Annotated in this window: 17 protein-coding genes; 10 read left to right on the top strand and 7 right to left on the bottom strand. The window is 67.4% G+C overall.

Annotated features, from left to right (window positions below; translation table 11 throughout):
- The first annotated feature begins 38 nt into the window (after positions 1 to 38).
- Both OHA18_RS23115 and OHA18_RS23110 read left to right on the top strand, forming a co-directional pair.
- The gene (locus OHA18_RS23115; protein ID WP_328997351.1) at positions 39 to 1,091 is read left to right on the top strand and encodes a YihY/virulence factor BrkB family protein; all 1,053 of its coding nucleotides are present in this window, start codon (positions 39 to 41) and stop codon (positions 1,089 to 1,091) included.
- A 61-nt stretch (positions 1,092 to 1,152) separates the two neighbouring features.
- Positions 1,153 to 1,752 carry a hypothetical protein gene (locus tag OHA18_RS23110; protein WP_328997350.1) on the top strand — a complete coding sequence of 200 codons (600 nt, stop codon included), beginning with the start codon at positions 1,153 to 1,155 and terminating at the stop codon, positions 1,750 to 1,752.
- 321 nt (positions 1,753 to 2,073) lie between these two features.
- Here the strand turns inward: OHA18_RS23110 and OHA18_RS23105 are convergent, their stop codons facing one another.
- Positions 2,074 to 2,400, bottom strand: a complete 327-nt coding sequence (locus tag OHA18_RS23105; protein WP_328997349.1) for a hypothetical protein — start codon at positions 2,398 to 2,400, stop codon at positions 2,074 to 2,076.
- 623 nt (positions 2,401 to 3,023) lie between these two features.
- On the opposite strand from OHA18_RS23105, the gene OHA18_RS23100 reads away from it, so the two are divergent.
- Genes OHA18_RS23100 through OHA18_RS23090 form a run of 3 tightly spaced genes read left to right on the top strand, consistent with a single transcriptional unit; the run spans position 3,024 to position 11,284 of the window.
- Entirely contained in the window at positions 3,024 to 5,504 is a 2,481-nt protein-coding gene (locus tag OHA18_RS23100; RefSeq protein WP_328997348.1) for a glycosyl hydrolase family 28-related protein, read from the top strand.
- Between the two features lie 47 nt (positions 5,505 to 5,551).
- A complete protein-coding gene (locus OHA18_RS23095; RefSeq protein WP_328997347.1) occupies positions 5,552 to 8,803 on the top strand; it encodes a discoidin domain-containing protein in 3,252 nt (1,083 codons plus the stop codon).
- A gap of 42 nt (positions 8,804 to 8,845) precedes the next feature.
- Positions 8,846 to 11,284 carry a glycosyl hydrolase family 28-related protein gene (locus OHA18_RS23090; protein WP_328997346.1) on the top strand — a complete coding sequence of 813 codons (2,439 nt, stop codon included), beginning with the start codon at positions 8,846 to 8,848 and terminating at the stop codon, positions 11,282 to 11,284.
- Positions 11,285 to 11,311: 27 nt separating this feature from the next.
- Here the strand turns inward: OHA18_RS23090 and OHA18_RS23085 are convergent, their stop codons facing one another.
- Genes OHA18_RS23085 through OHA18_RS23060 form a run of 6 tightly spaced genes read right to left on the bottom strand, consistent with a single transcriptional unit; the run spans position 11,312 to position 17,257 of the window.
- Positions 11,312 to 11,605 (bottom strand): histone-like nucleoid-structuring protein Lsr2, encoded by a 294-nt coding sequence (locus OHA18_RS23085; protein ID WP_328997345.1) that lies wholly within the window; start codon positions 11,603 to 11,605, stop codon positions 11,312 to 11,314.
- Positions 11,602 to 12,444 carry an amidohydrolase family protein gene (locus OHA18_RS23080; protein ID WP_328997344.1) on the bottom strand — a complete coding sequence of 281 codons (843 nt, stop codon included), beginning with the start codon at positions 12,442 to 12,444 and terminating at the stop codon, positions 11,602 to 11,604. The genes OHA18_RS23085 and OHA18_RS23080 overlap by 4 nt, the downstream gene beginning before the upstream one ends.
- Before the next feature lie 9 nt (positions 12,445 to 12,453).
- The gene (locus tag OHA18_RS23075) at positions 12,454 to 13,719 is read right to left on the bottom strand and encodes an amylo-alpha-1,6-glucosidase (protein WP_328997343.1); all 1,266 of its coding nucleotides are present in this window, start codon (positions 13,717 to 13,719) and stop codon (positions 12,454 to 12,456) included.
- Position 13,720: 1 nt separating this feature from the next.
- Entirely contained in the window at positions 13,721 to 15,238 is a 1,518-nt protein-coding gene (locus OHA18_RS23070; protein ID WP_328997342.1) for an ABC transporter substrate-binding protein, read from the bottom strand.
- 49 nt (positions 15,239 to 15,287) lie between these two features.
- Positions 15,288 to 16,208 carry a carbohydrate ABC transporter permease gene (locus OHA18_RS23065; protein WP_328997341.1) on the bottom strand — a complete coding sequence of 307 codons (921 nt, stop codon included), beginning with the start codon at positions 16,206 to 16,208 and terminating at the stop codon, positions 15,288 to 15,290.
- Positions 16,209 to 16,231: 23 nt separating this feature from the next.
- Positions 16,232 to 17,257: an ABC transporter permease gene (locus OHA18_RS23060; protein ID WP_328997340.1), complete on the bottom strand. Its 1,026-nt coding sequence runs from the start codon at positions 17,255 to 17,257 to the stop codon at positions 16,232 to 16,234.
- Between the two features lie 60 nt (positions 17,258 to 17,317).
- Between OHA18_RS23060 and OHA18_RS23055 the strand changes: the two genes are divergently transcribed.
- The 5 genes from OHA18_RS23055 (at position 17,318) to OHA18_RS23035 (ending at position 24,915) form a co-directional block, all read left to right on the top strand.
- Positions 17,318 to 18,886: an alpha/beta fold hydrolase gene (locus OHA18_RS23055; protein WP_328997339.1), complete on the top strand. Its 1,569-nt coding sequence runs from the start codon at positions 17,318 to 17,320 to the stop codon at positions 18,884 to 18,886.
- Positions 18,883 to 20,814: a hypothetical protein gene (locus OHA18_RS23050; protein WP_328997338.1), complete on the top strand. Its 1,932-nt coding sequence runs from the start codon at positions 18,883 to 18,885 to the stop codon at positions 20,812 to 20,814. The genes OHA18_RS23055 and OHA18_RS23050 overlap by 4 nt, the downstream gene beginning before the upstream one ends.
- Positions 20,815 to 20,917: 103 nt before the next feature.
- Positions 20,918 to 21,586, top strand: coding sequence for a hypothetical protein (locus OHA18_RS23045; protein WP_328997337.1), 669 nt, complete (start codon positions 20,918 to 20,920; stop codon positions 21,584 to 21,586).
- Entirely contained in the window at positions 21,561 to 22,544 is a 984-nt protein-coding gene (locus tag OHA18_RS23040) for an aldo/keto reductase (RefSeq protein WP_328997336.1), read from the top strand. The genes OHA18_RS23045 and OHA18_RS23040 overlap by 26 nt, the downstream gene beginning before the upstream one ends.
- 184 nt (positions 22,545 to 22,728) lie before the next feature.
- Positions 22,729 to 24,915 carry a GH92 family glycosyl hydrolase gene (locus tag OHA18_RS23035; RefSeq protein ID WP_328997335.1) on the top strand — a complete coding sequence of 729 codons (2,187 nt, stop codon included), beginning with the start codon at positions 22,729 to 22,731 and terminating at the stop codon, positions 24,913 to 24,915.
- Positions 24,916 to 24,948: the final 33 nt, after the last annotated feature.

Genomic DNA, 24,948 nt, shown 5'->3' with positions numbered 1-24,948 from the left:
GAGCAGATCCGGAGTGGGGCCGGCCGTACCGTTGGGGCGTGAGCACCTTGGGGCGGCGGTTGGACGCTGCGCAGCGTCGGCATCGGCGGCTCGGGTTCCCGCTCGCCGTGGTGTACAAGTTCTTCGACGACCAGGGCAGCTATCTCGCGGTGATTGTCACGTACTACGCCTTCGCGGCGATCTTCCCGATGCTGCTGATCTCCTCATCTGTTCTCGGGTTCCTTCTGCAGGGCAATGAGGATCTGCAGAAGGCCGTCCTGCAGTCGGCGCTGAAGGAGTTCCCCATCGTCGGTACGCAGCTGGCGACCCCGCAGGGTCTGCAAGGCAGCACCCCGGCCGTCATCATCGGCACGATCGCCGCGGTGTACGGGGTGATCGGGCTCGGACAGGCGGGGCAGAACGCGGTCAACGTGACCTGGGGAGTCCCCCGCAACCGGCGCCCCGATCCGTTTCGTGGGCGTCTGCGGTCCGTGGCGCTGCTGTCCCTGGCCGGCCTCACCGTGCTCGGCTTCGCCACTCTGACCGTCTTGGCCGGCAGCCGGGCATCGCTGTTCGGTGACGTCGCCAACATGGGGTGGCTCGTTTCGATCGGCTCGGTCCTGGTGCTCACTGCCATGCTGACCCTGTGCCTGCGCCCGGGCACGACGCCTCGGCCGGCCTTTCGGAAGATCGTCCCGGGGGCGTTCCTCACCGCTGTCGGCTGGCAGCTGCTCGAACGACTGGGCGGCATCTACGTCAACAGCGTGCTGGCCAAGACGAGCGAGGTGAACGGCGTCTTCGCGCTGACATTGGGGCTGATCGGGCTCATCTACGCCGCGTCGGTGATCGCCGTGATCGGTGCCGAACTGAACTCGGTGATCGCACACCGTCTGTACCCACGCTCGTTGCTGGCCCTCTTCACCGACTCGGCCACCGACCTGACACCAGCCGACCATCGCGCCTACGCAATGTACGCCCAATCCCAGCGCCACAAGGCCGCCGAAACAATCGAAGTCACCTTCGGAACCCACGAACCAGCCGATCCCATCGCAGAAGGATCCCAGGCGCCGGAGAACCGGCACGGTGAGCAATCACCAGGAAAGTCCAGGTGACTCGCGATCGCGGACGGCGTACGTTTCGCCGATTGGAGGTGACCCGGTTAGGGTCTCCCGAGTGTCCACTTTCGATGTCGCCGCACCAGACCACGAGCTGTCGGACGTACCGGAACGCGCTTGGCGCGATGTGTCCGATGTCGGCGCCGCCGCCGCCCGGATCGAGTGGGCCGGAGCCGCACGGGAGATGCTGCTCGCCGCAGCCGGGAAGTACCAGGCGCTCGTGCAGCAAAAGGACCTAGCCACCGGCGTACAGGAGCTGACCGGCATCCGCACCAAACAGCCGACCCGGCACTGGATCGGTGGTGTGCTCGCCGAGGTGTCCGCGGAGAGCCTGCGGCGGGGTGAGCCGATGTTGTCGGCGCTGTGTGTCAACCCCGACGAGAGCGTCTTCGACGGGTACGCCGCAATCGTTGGCGCAGCAACAGGCACCACTCCCCCGGACGCGGACGTTCATGCCTCCCACGAGCGCCTCGCCAGCTACCGTCACTTCGATGCGGCCGGCCTACCGGCCGATGGCGGCAGCCCAATGATCCCGCCGAAGCTCGGCGCTGCCCGCGCGCGAGCGCGCAAGGCCGCGATCGCCGAGCGCCCGATCAACAAGTGCCGCCGATGCAACCTGCAGACCCCTGCCAACGGGATCTGCGATACCTGCGACTAGAGACTTCACGACGCAGCCGGCAGGAGGTAGAACGCGATCACGGGGACTGAGACGTCGCCGTTCGGCGTGGTGACCAAAACAGCCGAAGGCTCCGTAGCCGAGGTCGCACATAACCTCCGTGCGCTCCTCGATACCAGAGGCGTCACCGTGTTCGCGGTCATCGACCAGGCGGCCGCAGCCCAGACTGCCGGCCTATCGGCGATCAACGCCCTCACCGACGCCCTCGCCAAACCCTGAGACGATCTCAGCCATCCTCCGGCAACACCAAAGATCGCGGCTGTGCACCACTTAGCCAGCTGCGCGCCGTGCATCCAAGGTCGATCAGTTCGACGGCGTACTGGCGCCATCGGTCGGGTACGCGGCGCCGGCGGGGTGGGTCTCGTGCAGCTCGGCCCGCAATTCTGCCAGGTAGGCGAGGCGACGCAGTGTCTCGGTGCTGCGCCACTGGAGGATACGGTCGACCGTGGCACGCGGGAGCAGGTTCGCGGGACCTTCGACCGCCTGTTCGCGCATCACCAGCAGGCAACCGTCAGGACGGGCGGTGGCTACGAACTCGACCCGTCCAGCACCCGCCGGCCAGGCGCGAACCTCGATCACCAACCTGTGGCCCGGCTCGAACTCCGTCCGGTCGATCTCCGCTTGCGGCAAGACCAAGACGGCGGCGGAGCGCGGCTTGCTGAAGAAGCTCCGGACCGTGCCCGGACCCACCAATCAGGCGCCCTGTCAGCGATGCACAGGATCTCCCACCTCATACACCTGTGGGCGAAGAAGTTCGAAGAGCGGATCGCGAATGGGAAGCGACCCCGACCTCGCTCGAGACCTGCCAACGCGTAATCAGGAACCACATCCGCCCGGTCCTGGCTGAACTCCGCATCGGCGAAGCCACCACCTGACCCACATTCAAGCACCGTGCCGGCCCGCGAAATCGACTCCATCGAAGCCCCAGACGCGAACCCACCCCGCACTCTCACCGCCGACGAAGTCACGCTCCTTCGCAAGCATCGGTATGAACTACCACCGACAGGCGTACTCGTAACCGAGCAGTAAACCTCGCCCAAGGCGTTCTCCCGGATCGACGGTGATCTGCCCCGGTCGTGTCGGCGGTGCGGCGCCGGGCGCTCACACGATGACGAAGCATTGGGAACCTATGCAATCTGATCCTGAATCTATCATTCAGACAGTCTGTCTGTTAGATTCCGTCGCGGATGAACGGATGTAGCCCAGCGATCCGCGGTGTCTCGGGATCGCGCAGCTCTCGCAGGAGGTCCCCTATGCATGACCCCAATCCAGCGGATTCCGCCGAGCCCGGCCGTGCGGCGCAAACCGGTCCGTCGCGTCGCAGCTTCTTGGTCGGGACCGGGCTGGTGGCCGGGGCGGCCGTGCTCGCCGGTCCCGGTCGCCTGGCCTCGGCGGCGGCGACTCCAGACACGACGACAGGCGGCACCCCACCCGTCGTCTATGCAGACCAGGTGCGCAGTGTGCGGCCCGGCGAAGTCCTGCCGCTGGCCGGCTCCGGGCTGACGTCCGGCGTACTGATCGAGCTGTGGCTGATTCCGGATGACACCAGTGCGCCGGCGAGCCTGACTGCCGTCCCCGCGACGCCGCCGAGTGGGTCGGTGAGCCTCACCGCGACCGATCCAGAAGGCGACAACCTCGTCATCGTGGTTCCCGCGACCACGACCGACGGCGCGTACGCCGTCTATGTCTCGGGCGACTCCGGGTCCACCTGGTCGGCGCCGCTGTTGCTGAACGCCGCGCAGCCCTGGTACCTCGACCAGCCGACCTCTGCACCCGGCGATGTCGTGACGGTGATCGGCCCGAGCGTCGCCCACTCCGCTCCGACCACGAAGACGGCGCAGGTGTACCTGCGCAGCTCCAGTGGCACCCTGACCCCGGTCGCGGTGAGCGTGACCAGTGACTACGAGCTGGCGTTCACGGTTCCGAGCACGTTGGCCGTCGGCAACTACACCGTCCTGGTCTCCAACGGCCTCGGCGGCCACTACGGGTACGACGCGTCGTTGACCCTTACCGTCGCGGCGGCCGCGGCCTCACCCACGACCAGCTACGACATCGTCGCCGACTTCGGGGCCGATCCATCCGGCGCCCACGACTCCACGACCGGCATCCAGAATGCCCTCGACGCCGCCGCGGCGTCCGGCGGCGCTCGCGCGCTGTTCCCCGCCGGCAACTACGCCATCAGCTCCAAGCTCACGCTGGGCGCCGGCACCGGCGTGATCGAAATCGTTGGCGCCACCAACGGCACCACCACGGTGCTGATGAGCGACAGTTCAGTCTTCAGCCCGACGGTGACGCCTGAGACGTCGGTCGACTTCTTCGGGTGCACCGCAGGCGACGACCACGGCATGCTGTATCTCGCGCCCTCCACGCACCCGGTCAGGCTGGCGGGGATCGGGTTCGGCAGCAACGGCAAGCGCCCGGTCATCCTCGAGATCGACGGCCGCACCGGCACGACGGTCACCGACTGCAGGTTCGTCGGCGACAGCTATCCCGAGAACATCTGGCTGTACGCCGGAGTGTGCTCGATCCTCGTCCAGAACACTCGCGGGCTGCGCGTCGCGAACTGTTCGTTCACCTGCAACAAGGGCATCTATTTGAGCAACGTCGTCGACACCCGCGTCGAGGACAACACCTTCGCGATCTACTTCCCCCGGCTCCCGACCGATCCGGCTACCCAGAACGGCCAGGTCGACAACGACGGCGTACAGGTCTGGGGAGCGCGGCGACTGACCATCAGGGGCAACCAGTTCACCCGCGGATCGAGCACCTATCACTACGCACGCGCCGTCCAGACCGGCGCGGTCAAGCTGTGGGCGACCACGTGGGGTCCCACCGACGCCTGCGGTGTGCAGGACGTGCTGATGGCCCATAACACCGTGGACTCAGCGGGCGAGCCGGGCAAGAACAACGGCGAGGCCATGGTCGGCGACGGCATCAAGGTGCCGACGGGTGGCGGCGCCCTGACGGCGGTGGACTCGGCGACGAGCAATACCGTCACGCCGAGCGGCGCCACTTTCACCCTCCACACCCTCACCGACCCGGTCGGCTCGTACGTGTTCGTGGTCGCCGGGACCGGCGCCGGCCAGATCCGCCGCGTGGTGGACAACACCACCACGACCCTGACCGTCGAGTACGCCTGGGAGGTCGTGCCGGACACCTCGTCGGTCGTCGTGGTCCAGAATGTCCACGCCCGGCAACTGTTCGTCCACAACACGATCACCGCCTGCGGCAAGTACGTCGGCAACTACGGCCCGTCGGTTCTCAGCATCGTGGCCGACAACACCGTGGACAGCACCGGCGCTCCGGGCACCGTGTCGGCGATGACCGGCGCCGGCTTCTTCAGCATCTACGGCGTGGACAGCACCGGCGCCTACAACAGTCAGCCGGCCTTCTACAACGTCGTCGCCGATAACCAGCTGACGGGCGCCGACGCGTTCCTGAGCTACCAGAACTACGCCAAGGGCGCTGTTCCTGCGGCACCGCTGGTACGCGGCAACGTCGTCGCGCGCAACACCGCGTCCGGCGTCACCCAGACGGTGGTGCTGGCCGACTCGACCCTCGGCGGCAGCCCGGCCGCCACCTGGGGTCGCTACAACGCGATCGTCAAGAACGAACTCGGCAGCGGTGTCGCCTACCAGGCCACCGTCGACGGCCGCTTCGACCACACCGTCTACCAGGGTGCGGCCACCGAGCTCGCCAGCGGTGGCACCAACCCCGTCGTCGTGCCGGGCTGACACCGCGTGCCTTCCCCTGATCCAGTTCTTCCCGCCTGAGGAGCAGCGTGCCCGAGGTACAACGACGCGATTTCATCAAGCTGGCCGCGGCCAGCACGGCTGGGGCGGTACTGCTGAACGCCCTTCGGCAACCCGACGCGGACGCCACGACGGCAGGCCCGAACCGGCAGCGGCTGGAGGGCCGCAGCGTACGCCTGGAATGGCAACGCGACCAGCAGGGCTGGCGACTCGACCAGCTGCAACTGCGCTCGAGCGGCCGCTGGCGGTCGGTCTTCACACCTTCCGGTGAATGTGGGCTGTGGTTGTCCATCGATCCGGCCGTGCCGACGATCGACGAGGTGCGCCGGCTCAGCGTCGGCAGCACGGTACGGTTCTGGCCCGAGAGCGTTAGCGCGACGAAAGACGCGGTCACGTTCAGCAGCAGCCAACCCACCGGTGCATACAAAGCGGCGTGGGCGATGGACGACGACGATGTCGTGGTCGCCGTCCAGTTCACGCCGAACGCCGACGGCTGGTACTCGGTGACGAGCCCGACGCTGGGCACGTTGGCCGACCGCGACCTCGGCTGGGGTGTCGTCCCCGGGTACTGGAACTCCTCGACCATCGAGAGCGACGACGAGCTCGCCTTCCGCTACCAGTTCGGGATACCGACGGCTCCGGTGCTCGCGACCGAGGCCAGCACGACCAGTCTGGTCGCAATCCTGCAACAACGGCAGGAGCAGGTCAGCCTCGGTGTTGTCGCCGATCCGAGTTTGGCTCGCGATCCCTGGGCCGAGGACAAGATCACTCAGTCGACCTGGCACGTCGGTACGTCGCTGCGCACCACCGGCGGCGTTCTCGGCCCGACCATCGCGTCGCCTGTCCTCGGGCAGGAGGGATCATGGTTGACTGCGGGCCAGACCGTTGTTGCGACGTTCCGGTACATCGTGCGGCCCACGGGCTGGTACGAGGTGAACCGCTATGTGTCCGAGCGGATCTATCCGGTGGGCGACTACCTGAAGCTGGCGCACGCGACCGACTCGCTCACCCATCGCCTCAACCGCATGCACGACTTCCTGGTCTCGCCACAGTCCCAGTGGCACACCTGGACGTACGACGGTCTCACGTTGGGCGCGGAGAGCGGGAAGCTGTCCGACGTCGGCGCCATGTGGATGCTGGACGCGCTCACCACCGACCCGGTGATCCACAACGACCGGCTGCCGTACGCGCGCAACTTCAAACTGGCCCAGCAGCAGACGGCCGGTGGACCGTTCCAGGGCGCCGCGCTCGGTGAGTACTTCAAGAACGACGGCTGGATCACCGACAGTGAATGGGTCGGGCTCGACGCAGCCTACGTCTCACCGATCTTCACCACGTTCTACACGCTCGCCGACATGGGCAACATGGCACTGTTCACCCCGGACGACACCGAGGTCCACGACCGGCTGCGGTTGGCCGCCGATCGGCTGCTGACGTGGCAGAAGCGGGACGGCAGCTTCGACATCGGTTACGTCCGCGACCATCCGCAGACACTGCAGTATCCGGAGCTGACCGACTACCGCGCGACCTGGTACGGATTCGTCGCGGCGTATCGCGTTCTGGGTGATCGCAAGTACCTGGCCGCGGCCCGCCGCGGGGCGGACTGGTTCATCCGCACCGCGGTTGCTACCGGCAACTACCTCGGGGTCTGTGACGACGCCGTCCTGGTCCGCGATTTCCAGGTGATCTTCGCTGCGCAGGCGCTGCTCGACCTGCACGACTTGACCGGTCACAATCCCTACCTGGACGCGGCTGTCACCGCGGCGCGTGTCTACACCCAGCACATCTACAACCACCCGGTGGCGACGACCGCGACCAAGACGTTCAACGGGCCAACGGTCGAGGACTGGCAGCTGAGCCAGGCCGGGCTCAACTTCGAGCACGCCGGCTACTTCGGCAGCGCGAACGGCGCCGGCCCGATTCTGCTCAGCAGCCACGCCGGATCGTTCGTCCGGTTCTACGAGCTGACCGGTGACGCGCATTTCTTGCTGCTCGCCCGGGCGGCGGCGCGCGGACGCGACGCGTTCGTCGGAGCGACGAGCGGTATCCCGTCCTACTACTGGTCAGCCGGCAATGGTGGCTCGAGCGTGTTCCCGTGGCACGGCTGGTGGCACATCGGCTGGGTCGTCGACTATCTGTTGTCCGAGGCGCACCTGCGAAGCGGCGGCAAGGTCGACTTCCCCCGCGGGTTCTGCACGGCCAAGGTCGGCTCGCACCGCCCGGCCGGTTTCGCCCCGGGCAAGGTGTACGGCGACGCCGTCGAGCTGTGGATGCCGCGCACGCTGGTGACCGGTGACCAGCCCGACGTTGACTGGCTCACCGGCCGCTCACCGGACGGTCGACGGATCTACCTGATCGCGTTGAACCAGCGCTCCGTGGCCACGACGGCCACCTTCACACTGGATCCCCGCGGGGTCGAGCCGGGCAAGCTCGCCACCTGGAGGCAGTGGACCGCCGAGGCCGGCCCGATCACCAAGACCGCAGACGACGGATGGCAGCTGAAGCTCGAGCCCGACGGCATCGCGGTCTTCAGCGTGGCGATCACGCTCGCCGACGACCCGGCCGGCCCGGCGCTGCGGTCGTACTCCGTCGACGGCCCGTACCGGACGCCGACCGTGACCTGGTCGTACTACGCGACCGAGACGAGCTGGGTCCAGTGGCGCGCATCAGACACCGATGCCTGGACCGACACCGCAGTCCAGCAGGGCTACGCGCTCCATCAGGCACTCGACCTGAGTTCGGTGAACGCGCCGGCGACGGTGCAGATCCGCGTCGCAACCCAACTCGCCGACGGTACGCCGGTCTTCACCGAGCCATCGAACTGGAACGTCCCGTTGCAGTACGTGCCGACCGGCCCGGACCTCGCACTCGGCCGGCCTGTCACCGTGAGCTCGACGTACACGCCGGCGTACACCGGCGACAAGGCGGTCGACGGCAACCGGACCGACTCGGCCAGCCGGTGGCTGTGCAGCCTGGACGACAGCGCGCCGACGATCACCATCGAGCTCGCTGCGGCGACGACCCCGAAGCTGCTGCGCATGTTCAGCGGACCTGGCGCGGCGCAGGTCGTCGTGTCGTTCGTGGTGCAGGGCCGTACCGCCGCCGGCGACTGGCAGCAGGTCGGCACGGTCACCGGCAACACGCTCGCCACCACCGACGTTGCGCTGACCCCGCTGGACACCGACACGGTCCGGGTCGTCTTCAGCCAGAAGTCGCGCGACCCCGTGGACGTGGTCCGGGTCTTCGAGATCGAGATCTACGACGCAGTCAAGACCGTCTAGGACAACAGCGACCACACCGACCCACGTTCGAAGGAGAACACGATGACTTCCGATCCCCTGCCCACACTGGTCGCTGCGGTCGCCGGTCCGAGCCGGCGCCGTGTCCTCGGCACCTCCGGCGCGATCGTCGCCGGCGCTTTGGCCGGTGGCGTGCCCGCCGGTGTCTGGTCACCCCGGCCGGCCGACGCCCGACCGACCGAAACCGCTCCGGTGCTGTACCGGCGCCAGGTACGCTCGGTCAGCCCCGGCCAGGTGTTCGGTGTGAGCGGCGCAGGCTTCGCGACCGCCGCGCAGGCCCGGGTCTGGCCGCTGCGTGGCCGCGACGCGAACAGTGCGCCCGCCAAGCCACCGCACGACGCCCGCCCGCTCGACGTTGTCGGGGTGACCGCCGACGCGGTCGTCCTCCGTGCGCCGGCCGGCCGCATCGAAACCGCCTTCGCGGTGTACGTCTCCTCGGGTGACGGCCGCGCGTGGTCACGGCCGTTCGTGGTGAACACGCCCGACCCGTGGTACCTCGACATGCCCAGCGCGAGCGCCGGGGACGAGGTCACCGTCTACGGCAACGACCTGCAGGTCGGCTTGGCGAGGCCCACTGTCACGCTGACGCGCCACGGACTGACCCGGTCGGCCACAGTCCTCAAGGCCGACCGCTACCAGATCCGGTTCGAGGTCCCGAAGGGACTGAACGGCGACTGCACCGTCCAGGTGTCCACCGGTCCGGCCGGGGCTCGGGTGACCTCCAGCCTGCGGCTGCCGGTGGTAGCCCGTGCTGCTGCCCCGCGACACGAGATCGACGCCGTTCGCGACTATGGGGCTGACCCTAGCGGGCAGCAGGATTCCACGGCCGCGTTGCAGGCCGCGCTCACGGCCGCGGCGCAGGCCCGCGGCGGTGCCCGGGTCCGGATCCCGGCCGGCACCTACACCTTGACGAGCAAGCTGCGGCTGCCCGATGGCAACGGGCCGATCGTCGTCCAGGGCGCCGGTCAGGATCGCACCAAGCTGCGGATGAGCGCCGAGGTGAACTGGTCCACGGACCTGCCCCGGAACGCGCCGACGGACATGTACGCGGTCGACAGCGCCGACGACTACGGCATGCTCTACCTCGCGCCAGGTGATACACCGACCGAGGTCCGTGGGCTGGGCTTCGACACCAACGAACGCCGCATGGTCGCGATCGAGCTCGACACCCGCAACAACGCGACCATCGCACAGGTCACGGTCGAGAACCCCCTGTATCCCGACGATGTGTGGCTCTACGTCGGCACCTTCGCCATCTTCGGGCAGAACCTGCGCAACCTCACGATCGAGCAGTGCGACCTGCACGCGGGCAACGGCGCCTTCTTCGTCGCCGTCACCGACGTACGCGTCCAGGACAACACGTTCCGGCTGGTCTACCCGCGCAATCCCGCCGACCCGAACAACCCTGAGCACCAGGCCGACAACGACGGCGTCAAGGTCTGGGGCGGGCGACGGCTGACCGTACGGCGGAACCGCTTCGGACGCGGCTCCGACGAGTTCTACTACGCGCGCGCCGTGCAGACCGGCGCACTGCGGTTGCCGTCGCAGGTGGCCGGGGTCGAGGACGCCTGCGGAATCGAGGACTGCTACTACGGCGAGAACCTGATCGTCGACGCCGGACAACCGGCCGGCAACTGCGGTGAGGCGCTGGTCGGCGACCAGATCAACTCCGCACAGGGCGGACGGCGCCCACTCCCGGTCTCGGCCGCCACCTCGACAACCATCAGCACCACCCTGGTCGAGTTCGTGATGGACGATGCCAAGCTCGATCCGATCGGCACGACAGTGATCATCCTGGCCGGCACCGGGATCGGGCAGCTGCGCAAGGTGGTCGCCAACACGGCGACCACCTTGACCCTCGACGAGCCGTGGGAGGTCGTGCCCGGCACGGATTCGGTCTTCGTCGTCTGCGCTACTCAACAGCGTGAGCTCTACGTGAACAACACCATCCGAAGTACGCCGAAGTACGTCGGAAACTACGGTGCGAGTGTGCTCTGCATTGCCGCCGGCAACGACTTCGACTCCGCCGGTGCGGTGAACGCCAATCCGCCCGGCTTCGACTGGACCGGAGTGTCATTCATCAGCGTGATGGGCGGCAAGGACTTCCCGGTGATCGACGTCAGCTTCTACAACCAGGTCCGCGACAACCGGATCACCGGCGGCCTGGCGACGTTGATGTACGACGACTTCACCACACTGTCGCCTTCGTTGCCGCCGCAGCCGTTGATGCGCGGCAACGTACTGGCCGGCAATCAGGTGAGCAACGCCGCCTCGGCGGTGCGGCTCGGCACTCCGTACGTGATCAATCAGCCGGTCGGCGTGATGGCAGAGCTGACGGTGGTCACCGGCAACACCGGCCCGGGCACGGTGAACACGGTGCAGGACATTCCGTGGAACCACACCGTGTACGACGGTCCGGCCGGCGACTTCACCGACGCCGGGACGAACTCGATCATCGCCTGATCGACCTCGTCGCCGGGCGGCGCGGATTCAGCGCGCCGCCCGGCGACGTACGTAGGCCTCGCGTATCTCCGTCCGCAGTCGGCCCCGGTCGGCAACGTCGTAACCGTTGGCTCGAGCCCACTTCCTGACGGTCTTCGCGGTCGGACAGACGTGAGAACACTCTGGCTCGGTACCGCGCTCCGTCGGCTCCCGCCGGCCCGCCCGCACGTACGGCGAGAGGACCTTCCGGAGTGCGTCGGCATCCTTGCTGGTCAGGTCGACGTCGTAGGTCTGACCGTCGAGAGCGAAGGTGACCGTCTCGACGATGTCGTCGCCCGTCATACGACGGGCCGGCGATCGCCGAGACGGAACACCTGACGAGCGGTACCGGCGAGCACACGCTCAAGGTCAGCCGGCGGACAGCCGGTCAGAGCGGCGCGCACCGTATCGATCGCAGCTGCCCAACTTCCGCCGGTCAGGCAGACCGGCCAGTCGGAGCCGATCATCGTTCTGTCCGGACCGAGGATGTTGACGGCTTGACGGACCATGTCGACACGCCAAGAGGCCGGCCCTGTCAGTTGAGTCAGGATCCCGGACAGCTTCACCGAGACGCTTGGCAAGGCGGCCAGGTCCTTGAGTCCATCCACCCACCACTCGAGCAAGTCCGTGGGCTGAGGAGCGGCCGGCGGCCCAGCCAGATGATCGAGCACGACTGGCACCTCAGGCCCGAGTACCTCTACCAGCTGGCCAACCTGGTCGAACTGCTTCGGCGAACAGCTCACCTCCAAGGCCAGTCCGTGCTCGCCGAGTTGCCCGGCCACAGCCTCGACAGCGGCGATCAGCCGACCGTCCAGTCGCTCGCGGAGTCCGACAAGGTAGTTGCCGTGTGGCCTGCTGATCAGCGCCTCGAGCCTGCCGCCGGCCCCAGGACACTGGAGGTTCGCGGTCCCGACAACGCCGGCTACGGAAGGGTCGGTGGCAGCAAGATCTAGCAGATCGGAGGTCTCGGCAGGATCACCTCGGCCGGCCTCCACCAGGATCACCGAAACCGAGACGTCCGGGTCGATGGATCGACGCAGATCTGCGAGCCGGTACGGCCGTCGCAGCGGGCCCGTCAACCATGGGTAACCACCGGTCGGGTCCCACACGTGGACATGTGAGTCGATCAGGTCCGTCGGCATGGCACGCGGTCAATCGAGCGCTGTCGGGTCGACTCCTGCCTCGAGGTCGTCGAGCACCCGCCGGGCGAGCAGGTTCCAGCTGATGAAGCCGGGGTTGAACAGTGGAGCGCCGGTGTCGGCGTGGTACGACTCATGGATGGTGCCGTTCGCTCGCAGGTCGTCTGCCATCAAGTTCACCAGTCGGGAAGCCACACGCACGGCCTCGGTGCGGTAGCCGTAGCGGGCCAGCCCGTAGCAGGTCAGGAACGTGCTCAGCCCCCAGACCGGCCCCTGCCAGTTGGACGGATCAGCCATGGCGACGTTGTTGTACATGGACTCGTCGGCCGCCATCGAGCGAATCCCGAACCCGGACAGGTACCGGTGTGGATTGAGGACATGCTCGGTGATCAATCGATCGGCGAGCGCCGGTTCCGCGACGCCGGTCCACAACGGGAACAGACAGCCCCAGGTACCGACCTGAAGCGGGACCTCCCACGTGACCTGCTGATGGGTGGTTCGGTGCAGGTCGGACAGGTCGAGGTGCCGGTAGGTGCCGGCCCGCTCGTCCCACATGAAGGCGTTGATCGCCTGGCGCAGCCGCTCCGCCTCGCGACGGTACTCCCCGGCGCCGGACACCCCGAGCAGCTCGGCCAGGGCTGCCATCGAGTCCAGCTCCCGCACGTGGAAGCAATTCATGTCCACCAGGCCGACCGTCCCGCCGAACCGTCCGTAGATCGCCGGATCGTTGTCGATCCCGGATCCCGATTCGTCGGTCCAGCGGTACAGCCCGCGCCGACCCGAGCATTCGCGCCGGTGCCAGTCCCGCGTGGCGACAAGCGCCGGCCAGTACGGCGCGAGCCACTCCTCCGTGCCGGTACGCCGTATCGCGGCCAGGGCCCATTGCGCGTGGATCGGTTGGCCCATGTGGTCGTAGTTCGCAGTACCGTCCGGCTCGACCAGTGAGGCGGCCCGGCCGTCGGTCCGGATCGCTTCGAGCAGGATCCGCAGCGATCCGACGAAGTGGTCGAGATGCTGCAGCGGCAGCGCGAGCCCGGTGAAGTACGCGTCCCACGTCCAGACCGAGTCGTAGATCGCTCCCGGCGCGATGTAGGGGTAGTCCAGCGCCGGACTCGTGCGCAGCGTGTCCGCCACCATGTCGTCCAGCCGCGCGGCGACATAGCTGCGGTCGTCGCCCGGTCGCGGCCGGATGGGGAAGGCCGGCCGGGGACGCGGATCGCGTGCCTGCTTTTCCAGGTAGCGATCCATCTCCATGGTCACCGCGAACGGATCGGTCACCTCAGTGACCGTTCTGCTTGAAAGCGTCGAGCTGCTTCTGCGCCTCGGCCAGAACCTTCTGCATCCCGGCGTTGTCGAGCGTCTTGAGCAGGGTCGAGACCCCCTTGCCGGCGTCCTGCAGTCCGTTCACGACCTGCGGACGGTACTGGCCGAGGGCTGCCGAGAGGGTCGCGATCTGCGTCTTGATCGGCGTGGTGTCCAGGGCGAAGCCGATCGCCTTCGACGTTGCCGCCGTACGGTTCACCTGGGCCTCGGCCTCCCACCGCTTGTGCTGGGCGTCGTAGACGCTGCGGTAGTAGGCGTTGAACTGGTTGCCGAACACCCAGTCGCTGTTCGGGTTCCACTTGCTGTTCCCCGCACTCTGACCGGACGGGAAACCCACGACGCCGAGGCTCTCGTCGGTGAACGCCCAGTGGGTGCCCTTGATCCCGAAACAGATGGTGTTGTAGAAGTCCTTGTCCGAGTTCAGCATCTCCAGGAACTGCACGGCGTTCTCGGGATTCGACGCGTGGCTGTTGATCCCGGTGAGGGTCGCGCTGGCTCCGTCGGTATTCAGCAACGGCGTCGGCACCAGCACCTTGCCGACCGTCGCGAACCCGAACGCCTGTGGGTTGCTCGGTCCGGTCTGTCCCGCTATCACGGCCACCTTGCCGCCGGCGTTCTGCGCCGCCGCGTCGGCATCCGACAACGGCGACGAGATCGCGTAACCCGCTTCGTGCCAGCGTCTGCTGACCTCGGCGGCAGCCTTGAACTCAGGTGTGTCGTACATGTTGAAGACGTGCAAATTCTCGTCGTCGTAGCGGACCGCCAGACCGTAGGCGCTGGCGACCGGGTCCCAGCCGAACAGCTCGGGCTGGAAGATCGTGTTGTTCCCGACGCTGTCGGTTGCCCACGGCACGATGCCGTGTTCGCGCTGCTTGAGAGTGGCCAGGAACGGCTCGAGCTCTTCGTAGTGCGCGATCGACGCGACGTCGAAGTGATACTTCTCGGCGAGCTTCTGCTGAGTGACGAATCCCCACAGCTTCGGGAACCGCTGCTGGTTGATCGCGCCGTAGATCTTTCCGTCGACCCGCACCGCGTCCCAGGTGGACTTGGCCATGCTGCCCCACAGCGTCGGGGCGTGCTTCGGGAGCAGGTCGTCCAAGGGGAGCAGGCTCTTCGCGGCAGCCAGCCGGTAGTAGTCGGTGGCCCACGGCGCGGTGAAGAACATGTCGCCGAGCTGCCCGGCCGACGACTTCAGAGTCATCGCCTGGGTGTAGTTCTGCACCGGCTGCAGAGAAACGGTGAAGGTCTTGCCTTTCGCCTTCAGCATCGCGTTCAGCGCGTCGGCCACCGCGGTGGCGTCACTCTCGTTCGGGTTGCCGAGGAACTGGTAGCTGACGACACCGTTGCTGCCGGCACCGGACTTCGGGGACGAGCTGCACGCCGCCAGCGACGGCACGCCGACGGCCGCCAGACCGGCGCCGAGGGCAACCTTCCCGGAACCGGACAGGAACGACCGGCGAGAGACCACTGTCATGTTGAATCCTCCTACTGAAGGGCGCGCGCACCAGGCCGCGTCGAGCTGGTCAATCCTTCAATCCGCCGAGCGCGATGCCGCGGATCAGGAACCGCTGGATGAAGAAGAACGCTGCGACGATCGGACCGATCGCCAGTACGGCGACCGCCATTCGCACCGTCTGGATCGGAATCGCGATCGTGGTGCCGGCCAGTTGTGAGTTCGACGCCGCGAAGTCGATGTTGGTCAGAATGCGGTACAGATACAGCTGCAACGGCGCGAACCGGTCGTCGGTGATGTAGAGCAGCCCGAGCCACCAGTCGTTCCAGTACAGGAGCATCACGAACAACCCGACGGTGGCCAGCGCCGGCTTCGACAGTGGCAGCACGATGCCGGTGAACACCCGCCATTCGCCGGCGCCGTCGATCCGCGCCGCGTCCATGATGTCCTTGGGAAGCTGCGCGAAATACGTCCGGAGCAGGAGCAGGTACCACGGCGTCACGACGTACGGCAGGATCAGCACCAGCACGGTGTTCTGCAGATGCAGGTACTGGGTGATGAGGATGTACGTCGGGACCAGCCCGCCGTTGAAGATCATCGTGAAGAGCACGTAGAACGACAGCGGGCGGCGGAGCCGGTAGTCGTTGCGGGACAGCGTGTACGCCAGCATCGACATGATCGTCAGCGAGAGGATCGTTCCGGTGACGGTCACCAGCATCGAGACGCCGTAGGCCTGGACGATCTTGCTCGGATCGCCCAGCACATAGCGATAGGCGGTGGTGCTGAACCGCTGCGGCAGCGGCGAGTAGCCGTGATCAGTGATCGCCGACTCGCTCGAGAACGACGCCGAAATCACGATGATCAGCGGCGTCACGAAGCCCAGCGCCACGATCACCAGGCCGCAGTGGATCGCCAGGCGGCGCAGGTCGAATGCCGGCCCGGAGCGCCGCACGGGGCGGTACGCCTTCGCCGGCGCCGTCTCGATCACCACGATGGCCTCCCTCCTTGCTGAATTCAGAACAGGGCATCGGTACCGCGCCGGCGGACCAGCCAGTTGGCTGTCACGACGAGCACGAATCCGACGAAGGACTGGTAGAGACCCGCGGCCGCGGCCATGCCGACATCACCGATCGAGGTCAGCGATCGATAGACGTAGGTGTCGATCACGTCGGTGGTCGGGTAGAGCGTCGTACTGTTCTGGGTTACCTGGAAGAACAGCCCGAAGTCGGCGTTGAAGATGTGGCTCAGCGAGAGCAGAACATTGATCACGATCAGCGGGACGAGCAGCGGCAGCGTGATCTGCCGGATCTGCTGCCACCGGGAGGCGCCGTCGATCGATGCGGCCTCGTAGTACTCGGGGCTGATCGAGATGATGCCGGCCAGGTAGACGATGACCCAGAACCCGACGCTCTTCCAGACTTCGACGACCGTCAGGACCAGCGGCCACCAGTTCGGCGCGTTGTACCAGTCGACGCCTGAGGCTCCGAAGTGGCGGAGCAGATGGTTGACGATCCCGGTGTCGGCGTTCAGGAAGGTCAGCGCGAAGTTCGTGATGACCACGTAGGACAGCACGAAGGGCAGGAACATCGCCGACTGGTAGATCTTGCCGAGCCATGGCGCGCGGTCACGGATCTCGTTGAGCAGCAGGGCCAGGCCGATGGAGATGACCAGGTTGGCGACGATGAACAGGGAGTTCATCACCACGGTGTTGCGGGTGACCCGGAGGGCATCGCCGTTGGAGAACAAGAAGTGGAAGTTCTGCAGCCCGACCCACGGGCTGTGCAGCACCCCGTCATAGGTGTTGTAGTTCTTGAACGCCAGGACGATCCCCGCCATCGGCAGGTAGTTGAACACGAGCAGCGCCACCAGGGCGGGTGCGCCCATCAGCAGCAGCGTCAGGTCCCGTTGCCGCGAGCCCCGGTTTCTCCGGCGCCGATATGATCGCGTGCGTTCCGGTGTCAATGCCTCGACCGTCTCCGGGCCGTCGGGGGTGCCGGCGGTCAGGACAGACGTCGCGGGCGGTCCGAGCGCACCAGACATGCTCCTCGCCAACCCTTCCTGGATCAAAATTTCCTGCCCGTCGTCTGTTATATTCATGGAATGAGCCTCCTTCGTCAAGCGCCGCTTCGTGGCACGAGGTCCGCCGCGCTCCAACGCATCCGCTCGGCGCTGTCCACCCTGACGCCCGCAGAGCAGCGGGTCGCCGAACGCATTTTGGCCAACCCTGGCGAGGCGATCGCCTTGTCCATCGGGGAAATGGCCCAGGTCTGCGGCGTCGCCCAACCAACCGTCTCGCGGTTCGCGCGCAGCGTCGGCTTCGACGGCTATCCCGCGGTGCGCCTGGACATCGCCCACGACTTCGCCAACGATTCCGAACCGGCGACGAGTGACCGTCACCCCGGTCCGGCGGAGCAGATCGCGCTGGATGCGGCGATCCCCGCCCTGGCAACGGCACTGCGGACGGCGTCCGCAGTGGAGATCTGGACCGCCCCCGACCTGGCGTTCGCCGGCGAGCTGCTGGAGACATCGCTGCGTGAGCTGTCGGTGCCGGCGTCGTGTTCGGCGATCCCGTCGCACTGGTCCCGCCGTGCGGCCGGACTGCCACCGCAATCCGCAGTACTGCTGCTCTCGTCCGACAGTGAGCACATCGCCTGGAGCGAGGCCTCCACCGCCGCCCGCGACGCCGGGGCGACGCTGATCTCGGTCACGCAGCGGTCCACCCGCGCGCAGAACCGCCAGGTCGACGTCTTGCTGACCATTCCGGAGACCGGCACGGTCGAGCTCGCTGCGCTGGCCGCGGTCGAGGCGATCACGGCGGCGGTGCGGGAGGCATCGCTGTTCGCAGGCCCTCCCGGCCCCGCGTCCCCCTGGCGCGGATGGCCGCATCAGCGCGAGGTGATGATCCCGACGCCCGGCGATCCGCTGCCTGTCGTGGTGCTCGAGCAGGCCGACCAGAGCCCGGATCGCGGTCTCTGCATCTTCTTCAACGGGATGGGCACGACCAAGGAGGAAGCGCTGCCCGGTGGCACCGGCGATCGCATCGCGCCGTCGATCGTCGCCGGCTTGCTGAACTGCGGCTATCACGTGGTCGTGGTCGACAACCCGGCTCACGGCGTCCGCAAGCGGGTCTGGGAGGACACGGCGGAACTGCTGACCGCGGACTTCGCCATGGATCGTCCGGCGCTGCTCGGTCAGTCGCGCGAGTTGGCGACCGCCCTGGTCGACGGTGTACTCGCACTCGGGCTGACGGCGGACACCGACCGGATCGCGGTTGTCGGTCAATCCTGGGGCGGATTGCAGTCGATCCTGTCGATGTGCGGCGATCAGCGCATCGCCTGCGGGGTGATGATCATGCCGGTCTGTGACGCCGTCAATCTGGGCTCGTTCCAGGAACTCGCCGATCAGCCAGGTGCGGCCGCCGGCCGGGTCGGGCGCGGTGAGGCGGCGCTCCTGGCTCCACGCCCGATCCTGCTGGTGAGCGGTGCCGACGACGAGATCGCGACCGATGCGGATGCCGCCGCGTTCGCCCGCAGCCTGGCCAGTGCCTACAGCCGGCGCAAGGCGAAGGCGAACCTGCAACACGTCACGCTCGAGGGAGTCGGTCACGTGTTCGACGGGCGCCAGGTCGAGCACGCCGCACGCTGGCTCGCCGCACATTTCCCGGCATGACCTGGCGGCTGGCGCTGACGGTGGTCGGCGACCTCCCCCTCGGTCCACCGCCGACCTGGGCGGTGCTCGAGCGGGATCTCCTCGAAACACTCGACAAGGCCTGGCAGGTCTTCAGCGCGCAGTGCACGGCACCTGACGGCAGTCTTCCGTTCGTCGATCGTGGGCAGCTGACGTCCCGCGACGCCGGTGACGACTTCTACGAGGCGTTCTTCAACTGGCCGACGCTCTATCTGCTCAGCGGCTCGGCCGATCTGTTGACCGCTGCGAAGCACCACTGGAACGGCGTCACCGCCCAGCTCGCCGAGCTCGGCCGGGTCGAGCACGAATACGAGATCGGTTACGACTGGTTCCATCAGGGCGAGGGCAATCTGTTCTTCTACGGGCTGTGCCTGGCTGATCCTCAGGATCAGCGGTTGGTCGAGCGGGCAGCCCGGTTCGCCGAGCTGTACACCGGCAGCCCAGCCTGCAACTACGACGCCGACCTCAACATCATCCGGGCACCGCACACCGGCAGCGGTGGACCGCGCTGGGGTCTGACCGACGCGGAGCCGAGCTACGGGTGGGATCCGGTCATGCAGCGCTACGGGCTGCCGATCGACTGGCTCGGCGTCGACTCGGTCGACCAGCTCAAGGACCCAGCATCGGCCCGGATGATGGGCGAGCAGATGCGCGACCGGATGGGCCGCGGCGACGCGGTGGTGAACCTCGCGGCGACCAGCCTCGTCCTGAACGCCTACCTGATGACCGGCGAGCGGTCCTTCGCCGACTGGGTCGTGCGGTACACCGACGGCTGGTGGAAACGGGCCGCCGGCAACGACGGCGTACTCCCCGACAACGTGGGACTCTCGGGCCGCGTCGGCGAGTACCTGGACGGCCGTTGGTACGGCGGCAACTACGGCTGGTCGTTCCCGCACGGCATCAGCAGTGTCGGCGCCGCAGCCGTGGTCGCCGCCCAGAACGCGGCACTGCTGACCGGCGATCGTGGCTACTGGCAACCAACTCGCCGGGCGTTCGAGCTGGTCCTCGACCAGGCAAGCATGCAGCCGCTGACCAACGTGGTCGCGGACTGGCGGACCGAGGTAGCGCGTCGGCTCGGCCTCGACGAGGACGCCGAAACGCTACTGGTGCCGACCCGGCTCGTCGACGGGGGTTGGTTCGACCCGCTGCCGCCCCCGGTGAACCTACTGACCGCGCTCTGGCACGGCAGCCGGGAAGCCACAGATCTCGAGTGCCTCAACACTCTGCGCGCCACCTCTGGTTACGACTGGGCGGTGACGCTGCCGTTCCGCAACAAGGGTGAGGACGGACATGAACAGCCATGGCTGGCGTACCTCGCCGGTGCGTATCCGGGCTATCCCACGGATGCGCTGCGGACCGCGCTCTCGATCGTGGCCCACCGTCTGGCGCTGATCGAGGCCGACGACTCCGACCCTGGAGAGATTCCGGACTCGCACTACCAGAAGCTCAACCCAGTCGTCACCGAAGCGCTGCTCCAGCTGTGCTGTGGCGCGCCGCAGGTCGTCTACAACGGCGGCCTGCTGCAACTCGCCGTCCGCTACTGGGATGCTGCGGAACGTCGCCCCGGGCTGCCTACCGACGTGGCAGCGCTCGTGTTCGAACTCGACGACACCGGGCTCGGCATCGAACTGGTCAATCTGTCCCTGCACGGCACTCGCGAAGTCGTCCTGCAATCGGGAACCTTCGCCCAGCACCTCATCGAGTCGGTGCGCTACGACCGCCGCGACGGCGACTATCCAGGCTCGCCGTACGTCGAGTTCGCGCCGCGGGTCGACACGGTCACGCGTACGCAGCCCGTCGACGACCGCTACCTCGCCGTACACCTGGAGCCGCTGTCCCGGGTCCGACTGCGCCTCACCGTGCGGCTCGATCAGCTGGCGCCGACCTACTCCGCTCCCTGGGACCTCTGAGAGGACTGCAATGACCGACTCTCCTCGCTTCACTTGGCCGCTTCCAGTGGTCGGTGAAACGCCCGCACTACCTGATCCCCAGATCATCGAAGCCCTCCGGTCCGTGAGCTCCGCGACGGCCTGCGCACAGTTGCACCGGCTCGGCGTACGGCGGACGTTCATGCAGGGACCGCGCGCTTTCCGCACCGGGCAGCACGTCGTCGGGCCCGCTCTGACGTTGCAGTTCATGCCGCAGCGCGAAGACATCGCCGGCGGCGGCGAGCAGGAGTACGTCGAGAAGCACACCGCACTGTGGAAGGTGTTCGACGCAGTCCAGCCCGGACATGTCCTGGTGGTACAGGCATTCGGGGCGCCGGGCACGGGATGTCTGGGTGAGATGCTGGTGCGCTACTTCCGCAACCGTGGCGGCGCCGGGATCGTCGTCGACGGCTATCTGCGAGACACCCCCAAGCTCGGCGCGCTCGACATACCACTGTGGTCGCACGGCGGTACCGCGCACTACGCCTCCCAGGACGAGCTCTTTCCCTGGGGTTATCAGGTCCCGATCGCCTGCGCCGGCGTACTGGTCCTTCCGTCGGACATTGTGATCGCCGACGACGACGGAGCGGTCGCAGTGCCGATCAGTCTGGCTGAGCAGATCGTCGAGTCCGCTCGTGCAACCGAGGATTGGGAGGCGTTCAGCCGGGAGCGGATCGACGCCGGCGGACGGCTGGACCGGTACTACCCGCTCGACGAGGAGGCCCGGCGTGAGTTCGACCATTCCCGCAGTTGAGGTCGCCGGGCTGCAGCTCAGTCAACTCGGGCTCGGTACCGCTACCTTCGGCTGGCTGTACGAATCTGTCAGCGCCGCCCAGGCCACGGCGACAGTGCACCGCGCGCTCGAGCTCGGCATCGCGTACCTGGACACCGCGCCCGCGTACGGTCTCGGCGCGGCGGAGTCCAAGGTCGGCACGGCACTGCGCAACGTCGACTCCGGCCGGCTCGTCGTCTCGACGAAAGTCGGTCGCGTCCTGGACCCGTTGCCGGTGGGCGCGGCTGCGGCGTACCCGGGAGCACCCCGGCTGCAGGCCGTCGACGCCTGGACCGAGGACGGCGTACGCCGCTCGCTGGAGGACAGCCTGACCCGGCTCGGACTCGATCGGGTCGACATCGCCTACATCCACGACCCGGACGACAACGAAACCGACGTCTACGACACCGCATTCCCGGCGCTTGCCCGGCTGCGGGAGGAAGGGACGGTGCGGGCGATCGGCGCGGGGATGAATCAGTCGGCGATGATGGCACGGTTCGTCGACCGCCTGGACATCGACGTCGTCCTGCTGGCCGGCCGCTACACGCTGCTGGAACAAAGCGCGCTCGACGATCTCCTCCCCGCGTGCCTCGCGCGCGAGACACGCGTTGTGATCGGCGGGGCTTTCAACAGCGGCTTGCTGGCCGCCCCCACCGAGGCGGCGCACTACGACTACGGGCCCGTCCCGAAGGACTTGCTCCTGCGGGCGCAGGCGATCCAGCGTGTGTGCGCCGATCACGACGTACCGATCACCGCTGCCGCACTGCAGTTCCCGCTGGCCCATCCAGCTGTCGCCAGTGTGCTGGCCGGGATGCGTACGCCGGAGGAGGTCGAGCAGAACGTCACCGCCTTCGATACCAACATCCCCGACGCCCTGTGGGACAACCTCCGCAGCGAGGGCCTCCTCCACCCCGAAGCGCCCACGGACCGCATCGTCTGAGCGCTCATTGGAGTTTGGCGAAGGCTTCGCGGAGGTCGGGCTGTAGCTCAACTTGCCTCAAGCAACTGCGTCGTGGGCCACCTCACCGCGAGAGGCGTTCTGGCCCGGGCGGGGGATAACCTCCGTCCGGCGGTTCGTTACCGCTGCTGCCTGACTGCTCTTGGTGCTCAGTGGAGGATGTCCAGTGAAGAGATCTCGCCTCGTCGATGCCGTCGATCCTTTGATCGGGACCACCGGTGACGACCCTTGCGAGTACGGCGGCATGGTGCCCTCGACGGCGCCACCGTTCGCGATGACGCGATGGACTCCGATGACCCGCGAGAACCGCATCTCGGCCGTTCCCTATCACCACGACGACCAGACCTTTCTCGGGTTCATCGGCAGTCATCAGCCGGCTATCTGGATGGGCGACTGGGGATTCGCGGTCGTGGCGCCCGGGGTCGGAGAGGTCCGGCCCGATGTCCGTGATCGCGCCCTCGTTCACGACCGCGCGACCGAACGGGCGCGGCTGGACTCCTACAGCGTCGACCTCCTCGCCGAGGGTGGCCGGGTCCGCACCCGCCTGACCGGCACCTGCCGCGTGGGCGTCATCGAACTGGTCTTCGAGGGCACCGACGGGGGCCTGCTGGCCGATCCTCACGTCGTCGTTCAGGCGACTCGTGCCGGCCACATCGGCCGGGTCCGCATCGATCCGGAACGCGGCGAGATCTCCGGATGCAATCCGGAGCGTCAGGACGCACATCTCGGCCCGCCACGGGCGGCCGGGTTCGCCGGATACTTCGTCGCGCGCTGTGAAGCGACCGACGACGACGGACGCCCGATCGCCGCACCGTTCGACAGCTCAGGAACCGCGGTCGGACCCGTCCTGCATGACGGGGAGCTCGAGCGAACGGACGACAATCTGTCCGCCTGGGTCCGGTTCCCGTCCGCAACCCGACGAGTGGTCATCAGGGTCGGCGTGTCGCTCATCTCCGAGGATCAGGCGCGACACAACCTCGACGCGGAAGTCCCCGATGGTCGCGAGTTCGACGATGTCGTCACCGGGCTGCGGGACGCCTGGGCGCAACGCCTCGACCGGGTCCGCGTCGATGGCGCGACACCCGAGGAGGAATCGACCCTCGCCACCGCGCTGTTCCATTCGCTGCAGTATCCGGCGAGGCTCGACGAGAACGGTCAGTACTACGACGGCTACACCGACAGCGTCGTCGGTACGGAACGCGCCGTCTATACGGCTTTCTCACTGTGGGACACCTTCCGCGCCCAGAACGCCCTCCTGATACTGCTCGCGCCCGATGAGCTACCAGACATGATGGCCTCGCTGCTGAAGACCTATCGCGCCAGTGGCAGGCTCCCGATCTGGGAGAACCTCGTCGAAACGAACATCATGGTCGGAACCCACGCCGATTCGCTGCTCGCGGAAGCTTTCCTCAAGGGCGTGCCGATCGACCTCGACCTCGCCTACGAAGCCGCACTGGTGAATGCGCTCACCCCACCGGAGAACGACACGACCCGATGGTGGGGCGACCGGGAGCACGACCCGTTCGACGCCGGCCGCCCCGGACTCACGCGCTACCTCGAGAACGGCTGGGTAGCGGCGGACGAAACAGCCGAAGCCGGCTCGCGAACCCTCGACTACGCGTACGACGATCACGCGGTGGCGATCCTCGCCCGCGCGGCTGATGACCCCGACCAGGCAACCACGCTCGAGCGGCGCGCACAGAGCTACCGGAACTTGTGGAACTCCGACCGGGGATTCATGCAATCGCGCAATAGCGACGGTTCGTGGGCCGATGGCGGTTGGACCGAGGGAACCCAGTGGCCGTACACGTTCCAGGTGCTGCACGATATCCGCGGCCTCCGGGACCTGATGGGGCTCGACCTCTTCTGCAACCGGCTCGACGAGCACTTCGCGGGCGGCTGGAACCGGCACGACAATGAGCCGAGCCACCACATTCCCTACCTGTTCTCCTATGCCGGTAAACCACATCTGGCGGCCGAACACACGCGTCGCATTGCGCGAGAGGCGTACCGCGCGGTCCCGAGCGGGTTGTCGGGCAACGACGATCTCGGGCAGATGTCTGCCTGGTACGTTTTCACCGCCCTCGGGTTCTATCCGGTCAACCCGGCGTCGACCGAGTACGTCATCGGAGCGCCATTGTTCGACACCGTCGAGATCGACATCCCGGGAGCGTCCCGGCCGCTCACGATCCACGCGCCCGGCGCACCGACCCTCCCCTACGTCGAGGGCGTGCGACTGGACGGAGTCGAGACCACCCAACCGTTCATCGAGCACGCGGCGATCGCGGACGGCGCGACCATCGACTTCACCATGTCCGCCGAGCCCTCGGACTGGGGAACAAAACTCCACTAGGCACGCGATGTGTGACGGTCCGGTCCGAGCGCC

Source organism: Kribbella sp. NBC_00709, assembly GCF_036226565.1.
Classification (GTDB): domain Bacteria; phylum Actinomycetota; class Actinomycetes; order Propionibacteriales; family Kribbellaceae; genus Kribbella.
Note: the sequence above shows the minus strand (reverse complement) of the source record. Positions and strands in the feature narration are given on the sequence as shown.

What these genes read in the sequence shown, in the direction of transcription:
- OHA18_RS23100 (WP_328997348.1), top strand. Translation starts at nt 3,024, where the DNA reads ATGCATGACCCCAATCCAGCGGATTCCGCCGAGCCCGGCCGTGCGGCG.
- OHA18_RS23090 (WP_328997346.1), top strand. Translation starts at nt 8,846, where the DNA reads ATGACTTCCGATCCCCTGCCCACACTGGTCGCTGCGGTCGCCGGTCCG.
- OHA18_RS23085 (WP_328997345.1), bottom strand. Translation starts at nt 11,605, where the DNA reads ATGACGGGCGACGACATCGTCGAGACGGTCACCTTCGCTCTCGACGGT.
- OHA18_RS23080 (WP_328997344.1), bottom strand. Translation starts at nt 12,444, where the DNA reads ATGCCGACGGACCTGATCGACTCACATGTCCACGTGTGGGACCCGACC.
- OHA18_RS23070 (WP_328997342.1), bottom strand. Translation starts at nt 15,238, where the DNA reads ATGACAGTGGTCTCTCGCCGGTCGTTCCTGTCCGGTTCCGGGAAGGTT.
- OHA18_RS23060 (WP_328997340.1), bottom strand. Translation starts at nt 17,257, where the DNA reads ATGTCTGGTGCGCTCGGACCGCCCGCGACGTCTGTCCTGACCGCCGGC.
- OHA18_RS23055 (WP_328997339.1), top strand. Translation starts at nt 17,318, where the DNA reads ATGAGCCTCCTTCGTCAAGCGCCGCTTCGTGGCACGAGGTCCGCCGCG.
- OHA18_RS23050 (WP_328997338.1), top strand. Translation starts at nt 18,883, where the DNA reads ATGACCTGGCGGCTGGCGCTGACGGTGGTCGGCGACCTCCCCCTCGGT.